This window comes from Streptomyces sp. CB01201, from assembly GCF_002803085.1.
Lineage (GTDB): Bacteria > Actinomycetota > Actinomycetes > Streptomycetales > Streptomycetaceae > Streptomyces > Streptomyces hundungensis.
In genome coordinates this window covers 279325-295746 of the sequence record NZ_NNBJ01000011.1, presented here as the reverse complement: position 1 = coordinate 295746, position 16422 = coordinate 279325, and the positions used below count along the sequence as shown (strand labels likewise).

The 16422-nt window shown below is 69.1% G+C and carries 29 protein-coding genes; 27 read left to right on the top strand and 2 right to left on the bottom strand.

Annotated elements, in window-relative coordinates:
- Nucleotides 1–2 precede the first annotated feature (2 nt).
- From CG740_RS23270 to CG740_RS41095, 18 genes are all read left to right on the top strand, one after another.
- Nucleotides 3–281, top strand: a complete 279-nt coding sequence (locus CG740_RS23270; protein WP_100577172.1) for a hypothetical protein — start codon at nucleotides 3–5, stop codon at nucleotides 279–281.
- Nucleotides 281–430 (top strand): hypothetical protein, encoded by a 150-nt coding sequence (locus tag CG740_RS39825; RefSeq protein WP_159030385.1) that lies wholly within the window; start codon nucleotides 281–283, stop codon nucleotides 428–430. The genes CG740_RS23270 and CG740_RS39825 overlap by 1 nt, the downstream gene beginning before the upstream one ends.
- Nucleotides 430–585, top strand: coding sequence for a hypothetical protein (locus tag CG740_RS39820; protein WP_159030384.1), 156 nt, complete (start codon nucleotides 430–432; stop codon nucleotides 583–585). Before CG740_RS39825 ends, CG740_RS39820 begins: the two co-directional genes overlap by 1 nt.
- Before the next feature lie 2 nt (nucleotides 586–587).
- Entirely contained in the window at nucleotides 588–758 is a 171-nt protein-coding gene (locus CG740_RS39815; protein ID WP_159030383.1) for a hypothetical protein, read from the top strand.
- Nucleotides 755–1528 carry a hypothetical protein gene (locus CG740_RS23265; RefSeq protein WP_100577171.1) on the top strand — a complete coding sequence of 258 codons (774 nt, stop codon included), beginning with the start codon at nucleotides 755–757 and terminating at the stop codon, nucleotides 1526–1528. The genes CG740_RS39815 and CG740_RS23265 overlap by 4 nt, the downstream gene beginning before the upstream one ends.
- Complete coding sequence (locus CG740_RS23260; protein ID WP_234376439.1) at nucleotides 1528–3681, top strand: ATP-binding protein; 2154 nt, start codon at nucleotides 1528–1530, stop codon at nucleotides 3679–3681. The genes CG740_RS23265 and CG740_RS23260 overlap by 1 nt, the downstream gene beginning before the upstream one ends.
- Before the next feature lie 151 nt (nucleotides 3682–3832).
- Nucleotides 3833–4102, top strand: coding sequence for a hypothetical protein (locus CG740_RS23255; protein ID WP_100577170.1), 270 nt, complete (start codon nucleotides 3833–3835; stop codon nucleotides 4100–4102).
- A complete protein-coding gene (locus tag CG740_RS23250; protein ID WP_100577169.1) occupies nucleotides 4102–4254 on the top strand; it encodes a pRL2-8 in 153 nt (50 codons plus the stop codon). The genes CG740_RS23255 and CG740_RS23250 overlap by 1 nt, the downstream gene beginning before the upstream one ends.
- A 12-nt stretch (nucleotides 4255–4266) precedes the next feature.
- The gene (locus tag CG740_RS23245; protein WP_100577168.1) at nucleotides 4267–4452 is read left to right on the top strand and encodes a hypothetical protein; all 186 of its coding nucleotides are present in this window, start codon (nucleotides 4267–4269) and stop codon (nucleotides 4450–4452) included.
- A gap of 33 nt (nucleotides 4453–4485) precedes the next feature.
- A complete protein-coding gene (locus CG740_RS23240; protein WP_100577167.1) occupies nucleotides 4486–4677 on the top strand; it encodes a hypothetical protein in 192 nt (63 codons plus the stop codon).
- Between the two features lie 4 nt (nucleotides 4678–4681).
- A complete protein-coding gene (locus CG740_RS23235) occupies nucleotides 4682–5203 on the top strand; it encodes a hypothetical protein (protein ID WP_100577166.1) in 522 nt (173 codons plus the stop codon).
- Nucleotides 5204–5217: 14 nt separating this feature from the next.
- A complete protein-coding gene (locus CG740_RS39810) occupies nucleotides 5218–5382 on the top strand; it encodes a hypothetical protein (protein ID WP_159030382.1) in 165 nt (54 codons plus the stop codon).
- A 2-nt stretch (nucleotides 5383–5384) separates the two neighbouring features.
- Complete coding sequence (locus tag CG740_RS23230) at nucleotides 5385–5615, top strand: hypothetical protein (RefSeq protein WP_100577165.1); 231 nt, start codon at nucleotides 5385–5387, stop codon at nucleotides 5613–5615.
- A 128-nt stretch (nucleotides 5616–5743) separates the two neighbouring features.
- Entirely contained in the window at nucleotides 5744–5983 is a 240-nt protein-coding gene (locus CG740_RS23225) for a hypothetical protein (RefSeq protein ID WP_234376438.1), read from the top strand.
- Between the two features lie 138 nt (nucleotides 5984–6121).
- Nucleotides 6122–6964: a hypothetical protein gene (locus CG740_RS23220; RefSeq protein WP_100577163.1), complete on the top strand. Its 843-nt coding sequence runs from the start codon at nucleotides 6122–6124 to the stop codon at nucleotides 6962–6964.
- Between the two features lie 7 nt (nucleotides 6965–6971).
- Nucleotides 6972–7289, top strand: a complete 318-nt coding sequence (locus tag CG740_RS23215) for a hypothetical protein (protein WP_100577162.1) — start codon at nucleotides 6972–6974, stop codon at nucleotides 7287–7289.
- A gap of 12 nt (nucleotides 7290–7301) precedes the next feature.
- Nucleotides 7302–7670: a hypothetical protein gene (locus tag CG740_RS23210; protein WP_100577161.1), complete on the top strand. Its 369-nt coding sequence runs from the start codon at nucleotides 7302–7304 to the stop codon at nucleotides 7668–7670.
- 127 nt (nucleotides 7671–7797) lie between these two features.
- Complete coding sequence (locus CG740_RS41095) at nucleotides 7798–7992, top strand: HNH endonuclease (protein WP_234376437.1); 195 nt, start codon at nucleotides 7798–7800, stop codon at nucleotides 7990–7992.
- A 70-nt stretch (nucleotides 7993–8062) separates the two neighbouring features.
- Here CG740_RS41095 and CG740_RS23200 read toward each other — a convergent pair whose 3' ends face one another.
- Entirely contained in the window at nucleotides 8063–8317 is a 255-nt protein-coding gene (locus CG740_RS23200) for a hypothetical protein (RefSeq protein WP_100577159.1), read from the bottom strand.
- 364 nt (nucleotides 8318–8681) lie between these two features.
- Between CG740_RS23200 and CG740_RS23195 the strand changes: the two genes are divergently transcribed.
- Nucleotides 8682–9059 (top strand): phage terminase small subunit P27 family, encoded by a 378-nt coding sequence (locus CG740_RS23195; protein WP_159030381.1) that lies wholly within the window; start codon nucleotides 8682–8684, stop codon nucleotides 9057–9059.
- Here the strand turns inward: CG740_RS23195 and CG740_RS23190 are convergent.
- Nucleotides 9056–9322: an HNH endonuclease gene (locus tag CG740_RS23190; protein ID WP_199846546.1), complete on the bottom strand. Its 267-nt coding sequence runs from the start codon at nucleotides 9320–9322 to the stop codon at nucleotides 9056–9058. The genes CG740_RS23195 and CG740_RS23190 overlap by 4 nt on opposite strands.
- Before the next feature lie 405 nt (nucleotides 9323–9727).
- Between CG740_RS23190 and CG740_RS23185 the strand changes: the two genes are divergently transcribed.
- The 8 genes from CG740_RS23185 (at nucleotide 9728) to CG740_RS23150 (ending at nucleotide 16421) form a co-directional block, all read left to right on the top strand.
- Nucleotides 9728–11275, top strand: coding sequence for a terminase large subunit domain-containing protein (locus CG740_RS23185; protein WP_100577156.1), 1548 nt, complete (start codon nucleotides 9728–9730; stop codon nucleotides 11273–11275).
- An 8-nt stretch (nucleotides 11276–11283) separates the two neighbouring features.
- Entirely contained in the window at nucleotides 11284–11466 is a 183-nt protein-coding gene (locus CG740_RS23180; protein WP_100577155.1) for a hypothetical protein, read from the top strand.
- Nucleotides 11459–12718 (top strand): phage portal protein, encoded by a 1260-nt coding sequence (locus CG740_RS23175; protein WP_234376435.1) that lies wholly within the window; start codon nucleotides 11459–11461, stop codon nucleotides 12716–12718. The genes CG740_RS23180 and CG740_RS23175 overlap by 8 nt, the downstream gene beginning before the upstream one ends.
- A complete protein-coding gene (locus CG740_RS23170) occupies nucleotides 12718–13437 on the top strand; it encodes an HK97 family phage prohead protease (protein WP_100577153.1) in 720 nt (239 codons plus the stop codon). The genes CG740_RS23175 and CG740_RS23170 overlap by 1 nt, the downstream gene beginning before the upstream one ends.
- Before the next feature lie 157 nt (nucleotides 13438–13594).
- Entirely contained in the window at nucleotides 13595–14965 is a 1371-nt protein-coding gene (locus CG740_RS23165; protein ID WP_100577152.1) for a phage major capsid protein, read from the top strand.
- 67 nt (nucleotides 14966–15032) lie between these two features.
- A complete protein-coding gene (locus CG740_RS23160) occupies nucleotides 15033–15335 on the top strand; it encodes a hypothetical protein (protein WP_100577151.1) in 303 nt (100 codons plus the stop codon).
- 13 nt (nucleotides 15336–15348) lie between these two features.
- The gene (locus CG740_RS23155) at nucleotides 15349–15954 is read left to right on the top strand and encodes a phage gp6-like head-tail connector protein (RefSeq protein ID WP_100577150.1); all 606 of its coding nucleotides are present in this window, start codon (nucleotides 15349–15351) and stop codon (nucleotides 15952–15954) included.
- On the top strand, nucleotides 15954–16421 hold the full coding sequence (locus CG740_RS23150; protein WP_100577149.1) for a hypothetical protein: 468 nt from the start codon (nucleotides 15954–15956) through the stop codon (nucleotides 16419–16421). The genes CG740_RS23155 and CG740_RS23150 overlap by 1 nt, the downstream gene beginning before the upstream one ends.
- Nucleotide 16422 lies beyond the last annotated feature (1 nt).

Sequence of the window (16422 nt, the reverse complement as noted above, 5' to 3'; positions counted from 1 at the left end):
TCATGAACACTCAGACCCTGCGTTCCCTCTCCGACGCCGACCTCGCCCGGCGCAGCCCGCTGGTTGCTCAGGCCCGTGCGTTGACGCTGGTGCCCGCCCCGCACGACCCGGACCGTCTCGCGCTTCAGCTGCTGACCGAGTTCCGCGCCGCTTGGGCTCGGGGCGACGAGTCCCGCATGACCGAGGTGATCCTCGACGCGGCCGAGTTGGACGCTGCCCACCGTGGCGGGCCGCGGCTGATGGACGAGATCCGCGGGATCCAGACTCCGGCGGTGGCGTGATGGCGACCGTGCTGGAGCCGATCACGATGTCGGACGACCTGTGGCACTCCCTGACGATCGAGCACCCCGAAGCCTGCCGTCTGCACCGCTGCTGGACCGACCAGTGCCCGGCCGGCTCGCACGACGAGGCCGCAGGTGGTGAGGCGTGATGGCGTTCCGTCAGCGTGGTGAGCGCGGCTGGGAGACCCGGCGTCCCTACGGCCACTCCAGTGGCGTCACGACCAGCGGCGCTTCCGGCGACCGTCCCGACACTCAGCCCGAGCCCGCCAAGATCCGGCGCCGGCCCGGCGTGAAGGGGAGCTGACCGTGCGCCCCTCCACCTGGCTCCTGCTGGCCGTCCTGACCCTGCTGCTGGGCCACGAACCGTGGCTGCTGGCCGCCGTGTTCACCGCGATCCATGTCTTGGCCGAGCAGCCGTGGGCGCTCGCCGCGCTGGCCGGAGGCATCCTCATCGACCGCGTCCGGAGGGCGACATGAGCACGACCCAGGAGACCGGTACTCGTACCGGTACCGGCTGGGACCCCCTCGTCGCTGTCTCTCTGGTGGCGGGCGTCGGGTTCACCGCGACCGCCGAATACGATCTCGCCCGCACGATCGGCGCGGCGGTACCGGTGGCGGTACTGCTGCCCCTCGCCCTCGACGTCTATGTGGTGGCCGCGATCCGTCGGGCGCGCGGCCGGGACATCGCTCTCTCCCTCGTGCTGATGGGTACCGCGCAGGTCGCCGCGCACATGCTCGCCGCCCATGTTGTCGCCGTGTCGGTACCGCTCGTGGCGGCCGTTTCGCTGCTGGTACCGCTGTCGATCTGGCGGGTCCACGCACTGGCGGTACCGGCCACAAAGAAGCAGGCCAAGCCCGGTACCGGTGCCGGGGCGGTACCGGCCGCAGACATTGAGCGAGTACCGGTACCGGAGGCGGTACCGGCACGCCCGGAACTCACCGCCGTACCGGAGATGACCGCGACCCCGGTACCGGTACGGCGCTCCAGCCGAGTACCGGCCCGCAAGACCGCCAAGAAGACCGGTACCGCGAAGACGAGTACCGCCAGCTTCGAGGAGCACGTCCGCACCGCCACCGGGTGGCTGCAAGCCGACCCGGACCTGTCCGGTACCGCCATCGGCAACCGGCTCGGTACCGGCGACTCCTACGGCCGGCGCGTCCGCCGCGCCGCCCTCGACACGACGCCTGGCCCCGAGCGCCCGGCCGGACCTACCGCCGTCGGCCAAGGCGGAGGGGGATACAACTGATGACCACGACCGCCGAACCCGTGAACCTGAGCAAGGACAACGAGCGGCCGGCGCTGAAGCTGGTGCCGGCTCCTGCCGCGTCGCCGGTCGAGCGCCGCGAAGCCCTGTACCGGCGGGCCGCCCGCAACGCCAGGGACGTCATCACCGATGAGCGCACCCGCACGCTGGGGCGTCTCGCGGTCCGGCACGGCATGTACGTCGTCGGCGGGACCCGCATCGTCGGGCGCCGCGCCTGGGACGGGCGCACTGCCGCACGCTACGAGCGGATGATTCGGTCCTGTGAGGCGGCCGGGAAGTATGAGGAGATCAAGGAGTGGGAGGAGAAGGGGCGCCAGTACCGGGCCGCCCGTCACGCCCGCCGCATGGACCTCCTCAAGTCCCCGGTTGACGCGGCCAAAGGTGTTGCCGTCGCCACCGGAATCGGTGCGGGCAGCCTGATCGGGCTCGGCGTCCTCATGGCCATATCGGAGAAAGACCCAGCTCAGGTGCTGGTGCCGATCGCCACGGCCATCGACTTGGTGCATTGGGCGGTTGTTGTCGCGTCCGTCGTGTGGGGTCCGTTCATCGTCACCGCGCCGTGGCTGGTCCTGCTGTCCCTGTGGGGAGTTGGGCGGCAGCGCGAGACGGCCCCGCAGTGGGCGCTCCCGGTGAAGCAGCGCAGCGCCGGAGGGGAGCTGATCACCCCGTCGATCGTGGTGAAGGCCTTCCGTGACCTGCGGATTTCCGAGCTGAAGAAGGCCATCCTGGCGATGGAGGATGGCGGCGCGTCGATGCTGTCCCCGATCGCGATGGCCGGGTGCGGCGTCGAGGTCGACGTCACGCTGCCCTCCAGCGTCTCCACCGATGAGGTCCAGCCCAAGCGCCGCAAGCTCGCCGAGAACCTCGGCCGGCACGAACACGAGGTGTTCATCCTCAAGTCGCCGCAGCCGCGCACCGTGAAGCTGTGGATCGCCGACTCAGGCGCCCTCGACGAGCCGATCGGGCCGTCTCCGCTGGTCACCGACCCTGAGCCGACCGCCAACTACAAGAGCGGATGCGCCCCTTGGGGGCAGAATCTGCGCGGCGAGCCGGTCACGCTGAGCCTCTACCAGCGGCACGTCCTGATCACCGGCCTGTCCAACCAGGGCAAAACGGCAGCGCTGCGGTCCTTGGCTCTCTGGTTGGCCTTCGACCGGTCGGTCGAGTTCTGGATCGGCGACCTGAAGGGCATCGGCGACTGGCGCATGTTCTCCGGCATGGCGAACCGCCTGATCGAAGGGCCGACGGACGAGCACGCCGTTGATGTGACGGAGATGGTCGAGGATGCCGTCGAGGAGATGAACCGCCGCCTCCTGGCTCCGGCGGGCACGAAATGGGACCCGCTGATCGTCATCGTGGACGAGGCGCAGGTCGCCTTCATGAACCCCGCCAAGACTCAGATCGTCATGGATGACGGGCGAGTCAAGGACGGCGCCCCGTATGGCGGTTCCAAGTCCACGAGCAGGTACTTCATGGCTGCCCGCAGGATCCACAACCAGGGCAGGGCGGTCGATGTTCTGCTGTGGGAGGGCACCCAGGACCCGACCGACCAGAACCTGCCGAAGCTGGTGCGCGAGGGCGCCCATATCCGGGCGTCTCTGGTCGTGGGCACAGAGTCGCAGGCACGGATGGCGCTTGGCGACAAGGCCGTCGACGGTGGTGCGGCGCCGCATCTCCTGCGGCAGGGCCTGGACAAGGGCACCCTGGTCGTGGCCGGAGATGGGGTCACGCTCCCTCCCGGCGAGGCGTCGCTGACCGTGCGCACGCACTTTGTGGACACCGAGCCCGATGCTCAAGACGTCGCCGACCGTGCCAGGGCCCTCCGTCTGCGCGTCGCCGCGCTGCCCACGCTGGAATCCGTTGAGGACGTCGACCATCTCGCCGATCTGGAGCGGGTGCTCGCGGGTGAGAAGCGTGTCCGCACCCCGGAGATCATCCACCGGCTGAAGAACCTCAACCCGGCCGTCTACACCGACTGGGACGGCGTCCGGCTGCGGCGCCTGATGACCGATCACGGCGAGGACACGGGGACCTATCAGGGCTACCCCGTCATCCACTTGAGCCACGTCCAGAAGGCCCTCGACGGCCGCGAGGACGACGTAAACGACCTTGGTGAGGCTCAGGTGGGGCGGTGACTTTCCACCAACCGCCCCACCAAGCCACCCCACCGGCCGCGACCTGCACAAACGGCGTTTTGGTGAGGAGGTGAGGCGCCCCGCCCCACACCTCCACGACCCCCAGAAACAGCGTTTTCGCACCCCACCCACCACGAAAAGGAGCACCGCCATGCCGATCAACGACCGCGACAGCGTCAACCACCGCGAGGCCGCCAAGATCCTCGGCACGAGCCTGTTGGCGGCCCTCCGCCGCGGCTACCTCACGGACGCCGAGGAGCGGCGCATCGACCGGACGATCGAGCGCGCCGAGATCCGCGAGACGGAGAAGCGCGAGATCCGCCAGGCCGCCGTCGAGGCCCGCGACCGGGCCCGGTTCGAAGCGAAGAAGCAGAAGGCCATCGACCGGGCGACGAAGCGGTCCGGCTTCAGCTGGCTCTGATGCGCCCGGCCCCGCGAGGCGAATGCCGCCAGTGCTGGCTGCATGCCTACGACAGCCGCCGCGTCCACGCGCACCTGGCCCCGCGCGAGGACTGCCCCGAATGCGTCGACCACATGATCAACGGCCATCCCGACCACCTCATTGCCAAGTGAGAGGAACTCCGCATGAGTGAGCCGAAGTACCAGAGCACCCGCGACTACATCGCCGCGAAGCACGCCGGCGACACCGAGACCACCTCCCGGATCGTCCGCGAGGTCGGCGAGCGATTCGAGACCCGCACCACAGACGGCACTGAGGCCGCCGAGCTGCTGGAGGCCACGATGACGACCCGCCTCGGCCGGAAGCACTGACAACCAACGAACTCGACCGAAGGGAGGCCCGCCATGGGCCTGTTCAGCCGCAAGCAGCCCGAAATCATCGTCACAGGGGCGGAGATCGACGCCGCAGCCCGCGCCATCGCCAACAACGACAGCGGACCCGCCGACCGGCTGTGTGACCGCGCCGGCGCCGACTCGCAGCGCGTCGCCATGGCGATCCTCGCCCGCAGCGTCGACTACACGCCGCAGGAGGACTGACCCCATGCCGCTGCCCGGCCAGCGCCCGACCGTCACGGCCGGGCAGCCCGACCTCAGCCATCAAGCCCAGCAGCTCCTCGCCGCCGTCGAGGACGCCCTCCAGGCGCCCACCTCGTACCGCAGCACCGACCCCACGGTCCCGTCGTGGGCGGACGGACCGAAGATCGGCACCGCACCGGCCGTACCCCAGCCGGGGGTTCCGCCGATGTCGCAGCGCTCCACGGACATCGGCCGCACGGCTCTGTACTGCGGGGTGGCCACGGTCCCGCCGGGGCTTATCGCGATCGGGCTGCTGCTCGCCTCGGGGCAGGCCAACCCGACCGTCATCGGCTGCATCTGCGCCGCACCCGCCGCGCTCGCCGCCCCGATCCTCGCCGTCGCCCGACTGCTGCGCGGCGCCAAGGAAGTCGTCGCCGCGGCGCCCGCTGAGATCCACCAGCACTACAGCGGGCCCGTCCACCAGGACCAGCGCAACGTCCACACCCGCACCAGCGGCCTGTGGGCCAAGACCCACAATCGGCAGTGAAGGAGACCCGAGCCATGCCCGAACCTCGCCAGCAAGACAGCGACGAGCAGAAGCGCGACGACCTCATCAAGAGCTTCTCGCAGGCCGCGGCCCGCGCCCACGACAAAGGCAACGACGCCGCCGCAACCGGGCTCACCGAGGCGGCGCTCCACCTCATCAACGGCAAAAGGGAGAAGTGACCATGGGTCTGTTCACGCCCAAGTATCCGAAGTCCGACACCCCGGGCACTGACCCGCAGCCGCTGCGCCGAGAATCCCGGGCGGACCGTAAGCAGCGCGAGACCTCCGAGCGCATTGACGCCGCACTGAAGCAGGGATGGCAGAACGCAGAGCGGGCCAGCAAGGAGCGATCGGCCCGCTTCTGGGACGACTACGAACGACTCAACGGCAAGGGCAGCGTTGAGTGGAGCTGATTGCCCCCAGAACTGCTTGACCGTTGGATCACCCATATGTCACAGTGCGTTCGTCGGAACACAACTGTGTCCGCAGCACCTTGAGCCCCCTGCTTCCGCCGGGGGCTTTCTGCATGTCAGGGGGCGAGATGCGTCCTGCCGAGCTGTACCCCGACGATCTCGTCTTCGAGCATGAAGCGACCGAAGCGACCGGCGTCCCCGGCCCGGTCATCCGCAAGTGGGCCTCGCGGGGCAAGATCCGCCGATACCCGGGCGACGGCTACTCCGGCCAAGGTCACGAGTACCGGACCATGTACGCCCTCCCCGAGATCCTGCCCCTCGCCGCCCGCTACCGGCCCGCCCCGCAGCGCGCCCCCAAAGCCGCCTGACCCCCTGTCTCGGGGCGCCGGAATCCCCCCAGCGGTGCCCCGACGTCCCGCCGCCTCCCTGGGCTCACGGCGGGACACCCGCTCCGGCCTCACTCACCGAGGGCCGGAGCGGGCCCAACTCGCCGTCTGGAGGTGCCCGTGACGCTTCCCGTCGGAATCAGCACCGTCACGGTGTCCGGCACCTACACGCACCCCGACGGCACGCCGATGCGCGGCACCGTCAGTCTCTGCCCGCACCCGGGAAAGATCGTTGCGGCGACGTCCGGGCTCGTCGTGCAAGGCCCCGCGGCCCAAAACCTCGACGCTGCGGGGTCGTTCACGATGACGGTCGTTGCCACCGACTCGGCCGGCATCAGCCCGACCGGCTTCACCTACGACGTGCGGATCGCCTTCACCGATGCGCCTGGCGACTCCTTCCCGCTGAGCCTGCCCAAGGCGACGCCCACCGTGTCGCTGCCCGCGGCGACTCCGGCCGCAAGTCCCGCGAGCGGGACCTATCTGGTCGTCAACCTCGTGCAGTCCGTCAACGCGAAGACCGGCGCGGTCGTCCTGGCCGCTGCGGATGTCGGCGCCGACGCCTCGGGTGCCGCCACGAGCGCCGTGTCCGCCCATACCGGCGCCAGCGACCCCCACGGTGATCGGGCCTACGGGAACGCCACCTTCGCCACCACCGGCGCCCTGTCCGGGCTGAACGGCACCGTCGTCACCCTGAACGGCTACCTCGATGATCTCCTCAACCGGGTCACCGCCGTCGAACAGGGCACTGCCTTCCTCGCCGGACTCAACGTCGTCGGCCCGATCGCCGCAAGCGGGAACATCAGCCACACCGGCGCCCCCGGCACCGCGACCATCGGTTTCTGGGGAAAGACGCCGACCACCCGGCCGACCGTCACCGGCAGTCGCGCATCGGGCGCCGCCCTCGTCTCGCTGATCGCCGCCCTCAAGAATCTCGGCCTCATCGACGACCAGACCACCAGCTAGGAATCTCATGGCCAACCAACTCGCCGGTGAGCAACGGCGTCCGGAAAGACTCGCCATCGACGACATGGTGAGCCGCGACGAAAGCACTCCGGCGGAACGGGATCTGCTCCGTGAGCTCCTGAGCGGCATGTGTGTGGACTACCAGGCAGAGATGGAGCGCCTACTGGTCACCGGGAACGGAACCGGCGAAATGATCGGCATCCCCGACACCCTGCGTCCGCGAAAGGACCCAGGACGCACAGCGTTCGAGATCCTTCGCCCGCATCTCCTGAGCGACCCGCGCTTCAAGTCCGAGTTCAACCGCTTCGATAGCTTCGGCTTCTGAGGAGTGATCGTGATGACCACCCCGGCCAGCGGCCTTGCCTGCATCCGTTGCGGCGCGCCTCCCGTCGTCCACTGGACTCGCAGGCTCACCGACGATGAGTTCGCGGCGTTCGTGGCTCTGGAGCAGGCCCGGCGCGACCTGGCTACGGCGCTTGCCGATCCACAGGGGCCTCCGCCCGATTTCGGGCCGCTTCCCGTCGAGTCCGACAACGCGCGCAGCGTCTACGCCTGCATCGACCACTCGATCAGCCTCGATGCCGCGGCTCTGGTCCACGCGAAGACCTGCACGGCGCCGCCCTGCAATTGCACGCCCGAGCCGGCGCCGCAGCCAGAACCCGCGCCGGATCCGGTCGAGTTGCCGCCCGGCTGGTCCGATGCCTAGGCCGAGGCCCTGCCTCGAATGCCAGCGCCTCACCCGCAACCCGTCACGCTGCGACGACTGCACCGCCAGCTTCGAGGCGCGGCGCGGATCATCTACCCAGCGCGGCTACGGGGCCAGGTGGCGACAGGTGCGGTCGCAGGCCGTCGTTGCACACCGGCAGGTGTATGGCGAGTGGTGCCCCGGCTGGAACGTCCCCGCTCACCCGGCCAGCGATCTGACCGGCGACCACATCACGCCCAAGAGCAAGGGCGGCACGGACGACCTGGCCAACGTGCAGGTGCTGTGCCGGGGGTGCAACTCCCGCAAGCACAACAGCGCATAGACCCCCCTGGTCCAGGTTTTCAGGCGGCGAGGATTCGAGGGGTGGGCTCAGTTTCCGGAAGGGGGTCGGGTCATACCCCCCGTCTGAAGATCAGGAATGCGCTGACGTTCTGGCCCTTGCCGGGCAGGAATGATGCCTTGTCCAGACGCCAGCCCTGTGTTTCCACTGCTTCGATCTGCTCGGCCACCCCGGACAGGGAGCCGCCCCAGTTGTCGTTCCAGCCGCCCTCGTTCACGCGGCACGCGAACACACGCCGGCCCTCGGCTATCGCACGCGCTGCCTGCTGTCCGATCGCGTCGGACTTGGCACCCTTGATGAACCCCACGGCCCCACCTCCAGCCACTGGCTGCCGTCCTGTCGCAGCAGCAGAGCTCAGCACCGTAGCGGCACGGCGTGAGCCGGGGAGGCGCTTCGGGGCAAGGTGCCTCACACAGAGGCGCGTTCGTCACGCTGCGTGAGTCGGGTTGCTGTGCGTGCACGCGAGGGGGGCGGGGAAAATCTCGAAAGCGAAGATCGTTAAGGGACCCGGCCCCCAGCCCCCAAACACGGCCGCGGAATTTTGACCCGGGGGGTCTCGGCAAGGGGTGGTGATCATGACGGCAGGGAGACCGCCTACACCCACGGAACGTAAGCGAAAGCTCGGTAATCCCGGCAAGCGGCCTATCGCCGACGTCTCAAAGGTCGTCGCGTTGCCTCCGGTTGCTGACGACACCCCAAAGCATCTCGGCCCGGCCGGCGGCGCGGTGTGGCGGCTCGTCATCGACGAGTGCAAGTGGCTGGCCGAGACCGACCGGCCCGCGCTGGTGCTGGTCTGCGAGAAGTTCGACCGCCGACAGGACTTCCTCGCTCGGCTGGAGTCGACGGAGCCGGTCCTGTTCACGGACAAGGGCTATGCGTATCCGAATCCGCTGGTCGGGATGCTGTCCACGCTGGAGACGGAGATCTCGAAGCTGCTGTCGGCACTCGGGATGACGCCGACGGACCGCTCCCGGCTCGGGGTGGCCGAGGTGAAGGCGAAGACAGCCTTCGAGGAGATGCTGGCCCGAAAGTCGGGGCGCGTCGGCTAGAGAAGGCCCTCGTCGTGAGCCGCTCCATATCGGGCTTCGATACTGCGCGCCCAAGTGATCAAGTCGCGGGCTCGTTGACCAGCCGGCTGACTCCTCACCCATAGCTCCAGATTTTCGATCCGGTTGTCCAGTTTGTCGCCGTTGAGGTGGTGGACCTCTTCGGCGGGTAGCAGGGGGCGGCCCAGATGCTCGGCCATCACTAGGCGGTGCTCCAGAACGTGGCCGTTGCGTTGCGCCATCGGGTGCTGGGGGGCGTAGGCCATGCGGTAGCCGCTCTTGGTGACGTGCCCCTTGGGTTGGTACCGGGCGTTGGGGTCACCCCACCGGCGGAAGCGTGCGTAATGCATTCCGCAGAGGCCTCGTGCGGAGGCTGCGTTGGAGCAGTCCTCCGCCGTGCAGGCTTTACCGGGTAGGTAACTTCGGACTGGCCTCGCTGACTGGATGTCTCCCTCGACACGCCGTCGTCGGTAGTGAGCGCCGCACAGCCCTACGGCAAGTACTGGACGGTCGCAGTCTTCGGCGGTACATGCGGATGCCCGGGGCTGACGCTCCTCGATGGGGCCGCCAGCATCCCCTGTCTTGCGATAGCGCGCGTAGTGCGTTTGGCAATACCCCCGCGCCTGAGATCGTCGATCGCACTCCACTACAGAGCATGGTGGGGGTGTGTTGTGGTTACTCATGCTGAAAGTCTAGGAGTAGGAGCCCACCCGCCGCTGTGGCTTTCTCAAGTTGCCCCCGAAGACGTCGAGCGGGGTGACGGCCCAGACTTCGTCACCTTCGCCGAGCGTCTGCTGCGAGTCACGAAGGATTCGATCGGCGGACCGTCCGGGTCGCTACTCAAACTGCGTCCCTGGCAGGTCGACCTGGTGGGCGGTCTGCTTGCCCGGCGTGCGGACGGGCGGCTCAAGCACCGCCAGGCGCTCATCGGCATGCCCCGCAAGCAGGGCAAGTCCGCGTTGGGCGCGGGTATCGCGCTGTACGGGCTAGCCTTCGGTCCTGCGGGCGGCGAGGTGTACTCGATCGCTGCGGACAAGGAGCAGGCGCGGATCGTCTTCGGTACGGCGAAGAAGATGATCGATCTGGAGCCGGAGTTCGCGAACTACTTCAAGACCTACCGGGACGCGATCGAGATGCCGTCGACGGGGTCGGTGTACCGGGTCCTGTCGAGCGAGGCGTTCACCAAGGAGGGCCTCAACCCGCATCTGACGGTGGCCGACGAGGTCCATGCCCAGCCGAACCGCGAACTGTGGGACACGCTCTCCCTGGCATCGGGGGCTCGTGTCGAGCCGCTGATGGTCGGCATCACCACGGCCGGCGTCAAGTCGGACACGACGGGCAGAGACAGTCTCTGCTACTCGATGTACCAGTACGGATGTCAGGTCATCCAGGGCGAGTTCGAGGACCCGGCGTTCTACTTCGCCTGGTGGGGCGCTCCGGAAGGCGCCGATCACCGCGACGAGCGGACCTGGCACCTGGCCAACCCAGGGCTGGGCGACATCGTGTCGGTCGAGGACTTCCAGTCCTCGATCCGCCGCACACCAGAGGCCGAGTTCCGCACGAAGCGCCTGAACCAGTGGGTCAATACGGCCGCGGCGTGGCTTCCGGCGGGCGCCTGGGACGCCTGTATGGGCGTAGAGAGCGTGCCGGACGGCGTCGAGGTCTGCCTGGGCTTCGACGGGTCGTTCAATGGCGACAGCACGGCCCTGGTGGTCGTGTCCTGCCCGTCCGGTGGCGGCGAGGTGCCGCATGTGGACGTGGTGGAGGCGTGGGAGCGCCCATCGACGGCGGGGAACGACTGGACGGTGCCCATCGTGGACGTCGAGGCGGCTATCCGGGCGGCCTGCCGGCGCTGGAATGTCCGGGAGATCGTGTGTGACCCGTACCGGTGGGGCCGCACCTACCAAGTCCTGGAGGACGAAGGGCTCCCGGTCGTCGAGTTTCCTCAGTCGCCCGCCCGGATGATCCCGGCGACGACCAGGTTCTTCGAGGCGGTCATGAACCGGTCTCTGACGCATTCCGGGGATCCGCGGCTGGCCCGGCATCTCGCGAACTGCGTGGTGCGGACTGATTCGCGCGGCTCGCGGCTATCGAAGGACGCCAAGGGCAGCCCCCGCAAGATTGACCTCGCCGTGTCGGCCGTGATGGCGCTGGAACGTGCCTGTACCGAGCCGGAACGGCTGCCCGAGCCGCAGTTCTTCTCCTGGGCCGACCTGTAGGAGGTGCCGTGCGCCTCCCCAAGCTGTCCTTCCGCATTCCCCGCAGTTCGGTGTCCGACGTCGTCGATCTGGCCGGTCTGGGCTGTCTGGTGGGTGCGGCGTGGTGGTGGGTGCCGGTGGTCGGGCTGGTTGTGACGGGTCTGGTCCTGCTGCTGATCGGGTGGGTGGTGGGCAATGAGCCTGATGCGTAGAGCGCTCGCCCGCAGCCCCGAACGGCGCTTCAGCGGTCCCCAGTCGGGCGCAGGCGACCCGTGGTCGGTGCCGTCGAACGCCTCCCTGGCCCCGCTGACCGCCGCGGGTGTGCCGGTGACCGAGGACACGGCGATGCAGCTGCTGGCCGTCGCGGCCTGCGTGCGGATCCTGTCCACGACGGTGGCCGGGCTGCCGTTCGACGCGGTGCGGATGCGCGGGGAGCTGCGGGAGACGATGGAGCCTCCGCCGGGGATCGTCAGTGATCCGTTCGGCGGGGCGAGCGACACGTCGATGCCGACCCGGCGGGCCGGGTTCACGCAGATGATGGTGTCGCTGCTGCTCCGCGGCAACGCCTATGCGGCGATCACCGCGCGGGACGGACTGCTGCGTCCGACCCGGCTGAGGGTTCTGCATCCGGACCGGGTGCAGTGCCGTTTCGACGACGCGGGCCGGCGCACCTACAAGATCTCCCGCAAGCCGGTGGACGCAGCCGACATGGTCCACCTCATGGGGATGGGCATGCCGGAGTCTCCGACCGGTATGAGCGTGATCTCTTACGCCCGCCAGTCCATCGGTCTCGGTCTGGCCGCCGAGGAGTTCGGCTCCCGCTTCTACGGGCAGGGCGCCCACCTGTCCGGCGTGATCAGCCTGGACGGCGACCTCGACAAGGAGCGCGCCCGCCAGCTGAAGGAGTCGTTCAGCGCCTCGCACTCGGGGTTGCAGAACTCGCATGCGGTCGGTGTGCTGTCCGGCGGCGCCAAGTGGACGCCGATTTCCGTCAGTCCGGAGGACGCCCAGTTCTTGGGGACGCGGGCAGCGCAGAACATCGACATCGCGATGCTGTTCGGGCTGCCGCCGCACATGCTCGGCCAGGTCGACCGCACCACGTCGTGGGGCACCGGCATCGAGCAGCAGTCGCTCGGCTTTCTGCGCTACACGCTGGCCAGCTGGATCGGGACTTTCGAGGATGGCTGGTCGGCGATGCTGCCCAAGCCGCAGGCGGCCCGCTTCAACGTGGACGCGCTACTGAGGACCGACACCGCGGGCCGGTATGCGGTCTATTCGATGGCCCGCAACGCGGCGCTCATGACGCCGGACGAGATCCGGGCCCTGGAGAACCTCGCCCCGCTGCCTGACGGCAAGGGCACCGACCCGTTCGCGCCGCTCAACTCGGCGCACACCGACGCCCCGCAGGGCGACGCAGGGGCGCAGACACCCAAGTCGGCGGCCGAGTCCGGACAGGAGAAGTGATGGACCTCAGCGCACGCGATGTGAAGCCCGCCGCCGTCGAGCGCCGCGGCATGCCCTTCAAGGGGATCGAGCTGCGCTCGGCGCCCGACGGGACGGGCGGCGACGTCCTGACGTTCACCGGGTACGCCTGCGTGACGGAGGCGTCCTACGAGATGCAGGACTGGCTTGGCCCGTACACGGAGGTCGTGCGGTCTGGCGCCTTCAAGAAGACCCTTAGCGAGTCCGCCGACGTGCCGTTCCTGGTCAATCACTCCGGGATGACGCTGGCCCGCACCAAGAGCGGCACGCTCCAGCTGGCGGAGGATTCCAGTGGTCTGCACACCGAGGCCCGCCTGGACCCGTCGAACCCGGCCGTGCAGTCGCTGCGTTCGGCGATGGAGCGCGGCGACCTCGACGAGATGTCGTTCGCGTTCTGGGTGACCCGCCAGCAGTGGTCCCCGGACTTCGAGCAGCGCGACATCCTCGAAGTGAACTTGAACAAGGGCGACGTCAGCGTCGTCAACTACGGCGCGAACCCGCACACGGCGGGCGCACAGCTCAACGCCCGTGATCTTGCTGGGCATCTCCAGCGTCTCGGTCCGGACGAGCGCCGCGAGGTCTTCGATCGGCTCGCCGGCGAGTTCGCCGAGCGCGAGGCGCCGGCCGTCGAGGACGAGCCGCTGCCGCATCCGGCCGACCTGGACCTGTACCGGCGCCGGGCCCGCGCCCTGGCCCTGTAGCCGCACCCCACAGACCACCCGGAGCCGTTCGGCTGCCGGGTTTTCCGCCTGCCCGGCCACGCGCCGGAGTCCGCGCCGGACCCCGCCAGTTGGGGCACCACCCGGACCACCACCCGTTTCGACGGCAGGCACGCCCATCTCGACCAGAGGAGCCCCCGTGAACAAGCGGGACATGATCAAGGCTCTCCAGGAGAAGCGTGCCGAGCAGCGTGCTGCCCTCGACGCGATCCTGGAGACCGTAGCCACCGAGGAGCGCACCGCGCTCACCGACGACGAGAAGGCCAAGTTCGACACCGGCGAGGGCGAGATCCGTGCCATCGACGCCCGGATCGGCGAGCTCGATGAGCAGATCCGTGCCGACGAGGCTGCCGCCGAGGTCGCCAAGCGGTACGCGGCCCCCGAGCCCGAGACCCGGCGCGCCGCGGCCGGTACCTCGGTCACCGAGCCGCAGGTCTACCGCTCCGGCACTGGCGGCCAGTCCTACTTCCGTGACCTGTACCAGGCGCGGCGCACCGGCGACAGCGCGGCGATCGAGCGGCTGCGCCGTAACGACCGCATGGTCGCCGAGGCCCGCGCGATCTCCACCACCGCGGGCGCGGGCGGCGAGTTCGTGCCGCCCCTGTGGCTGGAAGACCAATTCGTAGCGCTGGCGCGCGCCGGCCGCGTGACTGCGGACCTGTGCGTGCAGGGCGACGTCCCGCCGGGCACCAACAGCATCAACATCCCCAAGGTGCTCACCGGTACCGCCGCGGCCGTGCAGGCCACACAGAACTCGGCTGTCCAGAACACCGATATGACGACCACGTCGGTGTCCTCGCCGGTCATCACGATCGCCGGCGGCCAGACGATGTCGATGCAGTTGGTCGAGCAGTCCCCGCTGAACGTCGACGACCTGGTCCTCGGCGACCTGGCGGCGGACTACGCGAAGAAGGCCGACCTCCAGGTGCTGGCCGGGTCTGGCTCCAGCGGCCAGGTCACCGGCATCACGACCCTGGCGGGCACGAACAGCGTGGCCTGGACTCAGGCGACGCCGGCGCTTGGTGGCGCGGGCGGCATGTACTCGTCGATCGGCGCGGCCGTCTCCGCGATCCACGGTGCCCGCTTCCTGCCGCCGACGCACATCATCATGCACCCGCGCCGCTGGGCGTGGGCGATGGCGCAGTCCGACTCCTCGAACCGCCCGCTGGTGGTGCCCACGGCCAACGGCCCGATGAACGCGACGGGCGTGCCCGGGGCGCTGGCCGCTCAGGGCCACGTCGGGGAGATGCTCGGCCTGCCCGTGTACACGGACGCCAACCTGGCGACGAACCTGGGCGCCGGAACCAACCAGGACGTGATCCTGGTGGCTCGCATGCCCGACATCTACCTGTGGGAGGGCTCGGTCCGCGCTGAAGCCTTCGAGCAGACGTATGCGAACCAGCTGTCGCTGTTCGTGCGGCTCTACAACTACGTCAGCTTCCAGGCGGGCCGCTACCCGGCATCGATCGCGACGATCACCGGCACCGGCTCGGTCACTCCGACGTTCTGATCCCCCCGATCCCGGCGGCGGGCAGTGAGGGCTGCCCGCCGCCGGTTCACGCCCTGGAGGGCACCCCATGAACCCCATCAACATCGCCAAGGGTCTCCTCGACAAGTGGGACCAGGTCAAGGACATCGACCACGAGCTCGCCGACAGCATCAAGCGCGACCTCACCGCCATGAAGGACGACGTGCTCCAGGCCGTCGCGGAGATGCGCGGACTGGTCGACCCGGCCACCGTCGAGATCGACGGGCAGCACGTTGCGACGCCGATCGCGGTGGAGATCCGCGAGACCGGACGCCGCCTGGAAGAGGTCACCGGCTCCAGCGGCCCCAGGCGCAACACCGCTGCCGCCAAGGCCCCCAACAAGGCCGACTAGCCAGGGGGTTTCGGTGTCGATCGTCGACCTGTCGTCGGTGAAGCTCCACCTCAACATGCCGGTCTCCGACACGAGCCAGGACGCCGAATTGCAGGGGTTCATCGACGCTGCCGGGGACCTTGCCAGGGACGTGATCGGCCCGGTTTTCCCCGAGTCGTATATGCAGGCGTTCGACGGCGGCACCACCAGCATCACCGTGGACTGGCTGCCGCTCGCCTCCGTCACCTCGGTCACCGAGTACTACGGCCTGTCCAGCTACACCCTGACCGAACAGCCCCTGGGCGGACAGTCCAACGCTTTCGGCTTCACCGTCGACTACGACACCGGGCAGCTCACCCGCCGGGCCCTGGGTGGCGACGCGACAATCTTCGCCTTCGGGTCGAAGAACATCGTCGTCCAGTACGTGGCCGGCCGCCTCGGCATGGTCTCTCCGGCGGTCCGCCTCGGCGCCTTGGAACTGATCCGGCACCTGTGGCAGCTCACCCAGCAGGGCGGACGCCCCCAGTTCGGGGGCGCCGGTCTGGACGGCGAAGTGTCCGCCGTGCCAACCGGGTTCGCCCTGCCGGCCCGAGTGCTGGAACTGTGGCAGCCCTTCCGACGCCCCCCGGGGATCGCCTGATGACCATTCCCACCTCGTCGGCGCCCGCCGCACGCCAGTACCTCTTCGACCAGCTCACCGCGATGCTCACCCCGGATCCGGACTTTCCCGGCGAGCAGCTGCTGGTGTGCTTCGACGAGCCGGGCCCCTTCCAGCCCGCCGACATCGTGGCCATCGGCAAGGTCAGCAGGCAGGACGCCGTGTCCAGCATGGTCGGCTCCGGCGGACCGGGCTGGCTGGAAGAGTCCTACGACGTCGACATCACGATCGACGTCTACCGCGGCGGCGACTATCCGCAGCGCGTGTTCGCCCGCAGTGTCGCCTTGTTCGATGCGGTCTGTGCCGTGGTGCGGTCCGATCCGACGCTCGGCGGCGCCGTGCTGTCGGCGCGGCCCACGGCCAGCTCCCACGAAGTGGCGTGGGACGACGAGCATAAGGGCCGCCACTGCATTACCCCTATGCAGATCTCCTGCTACCAGCGCGTCTAGG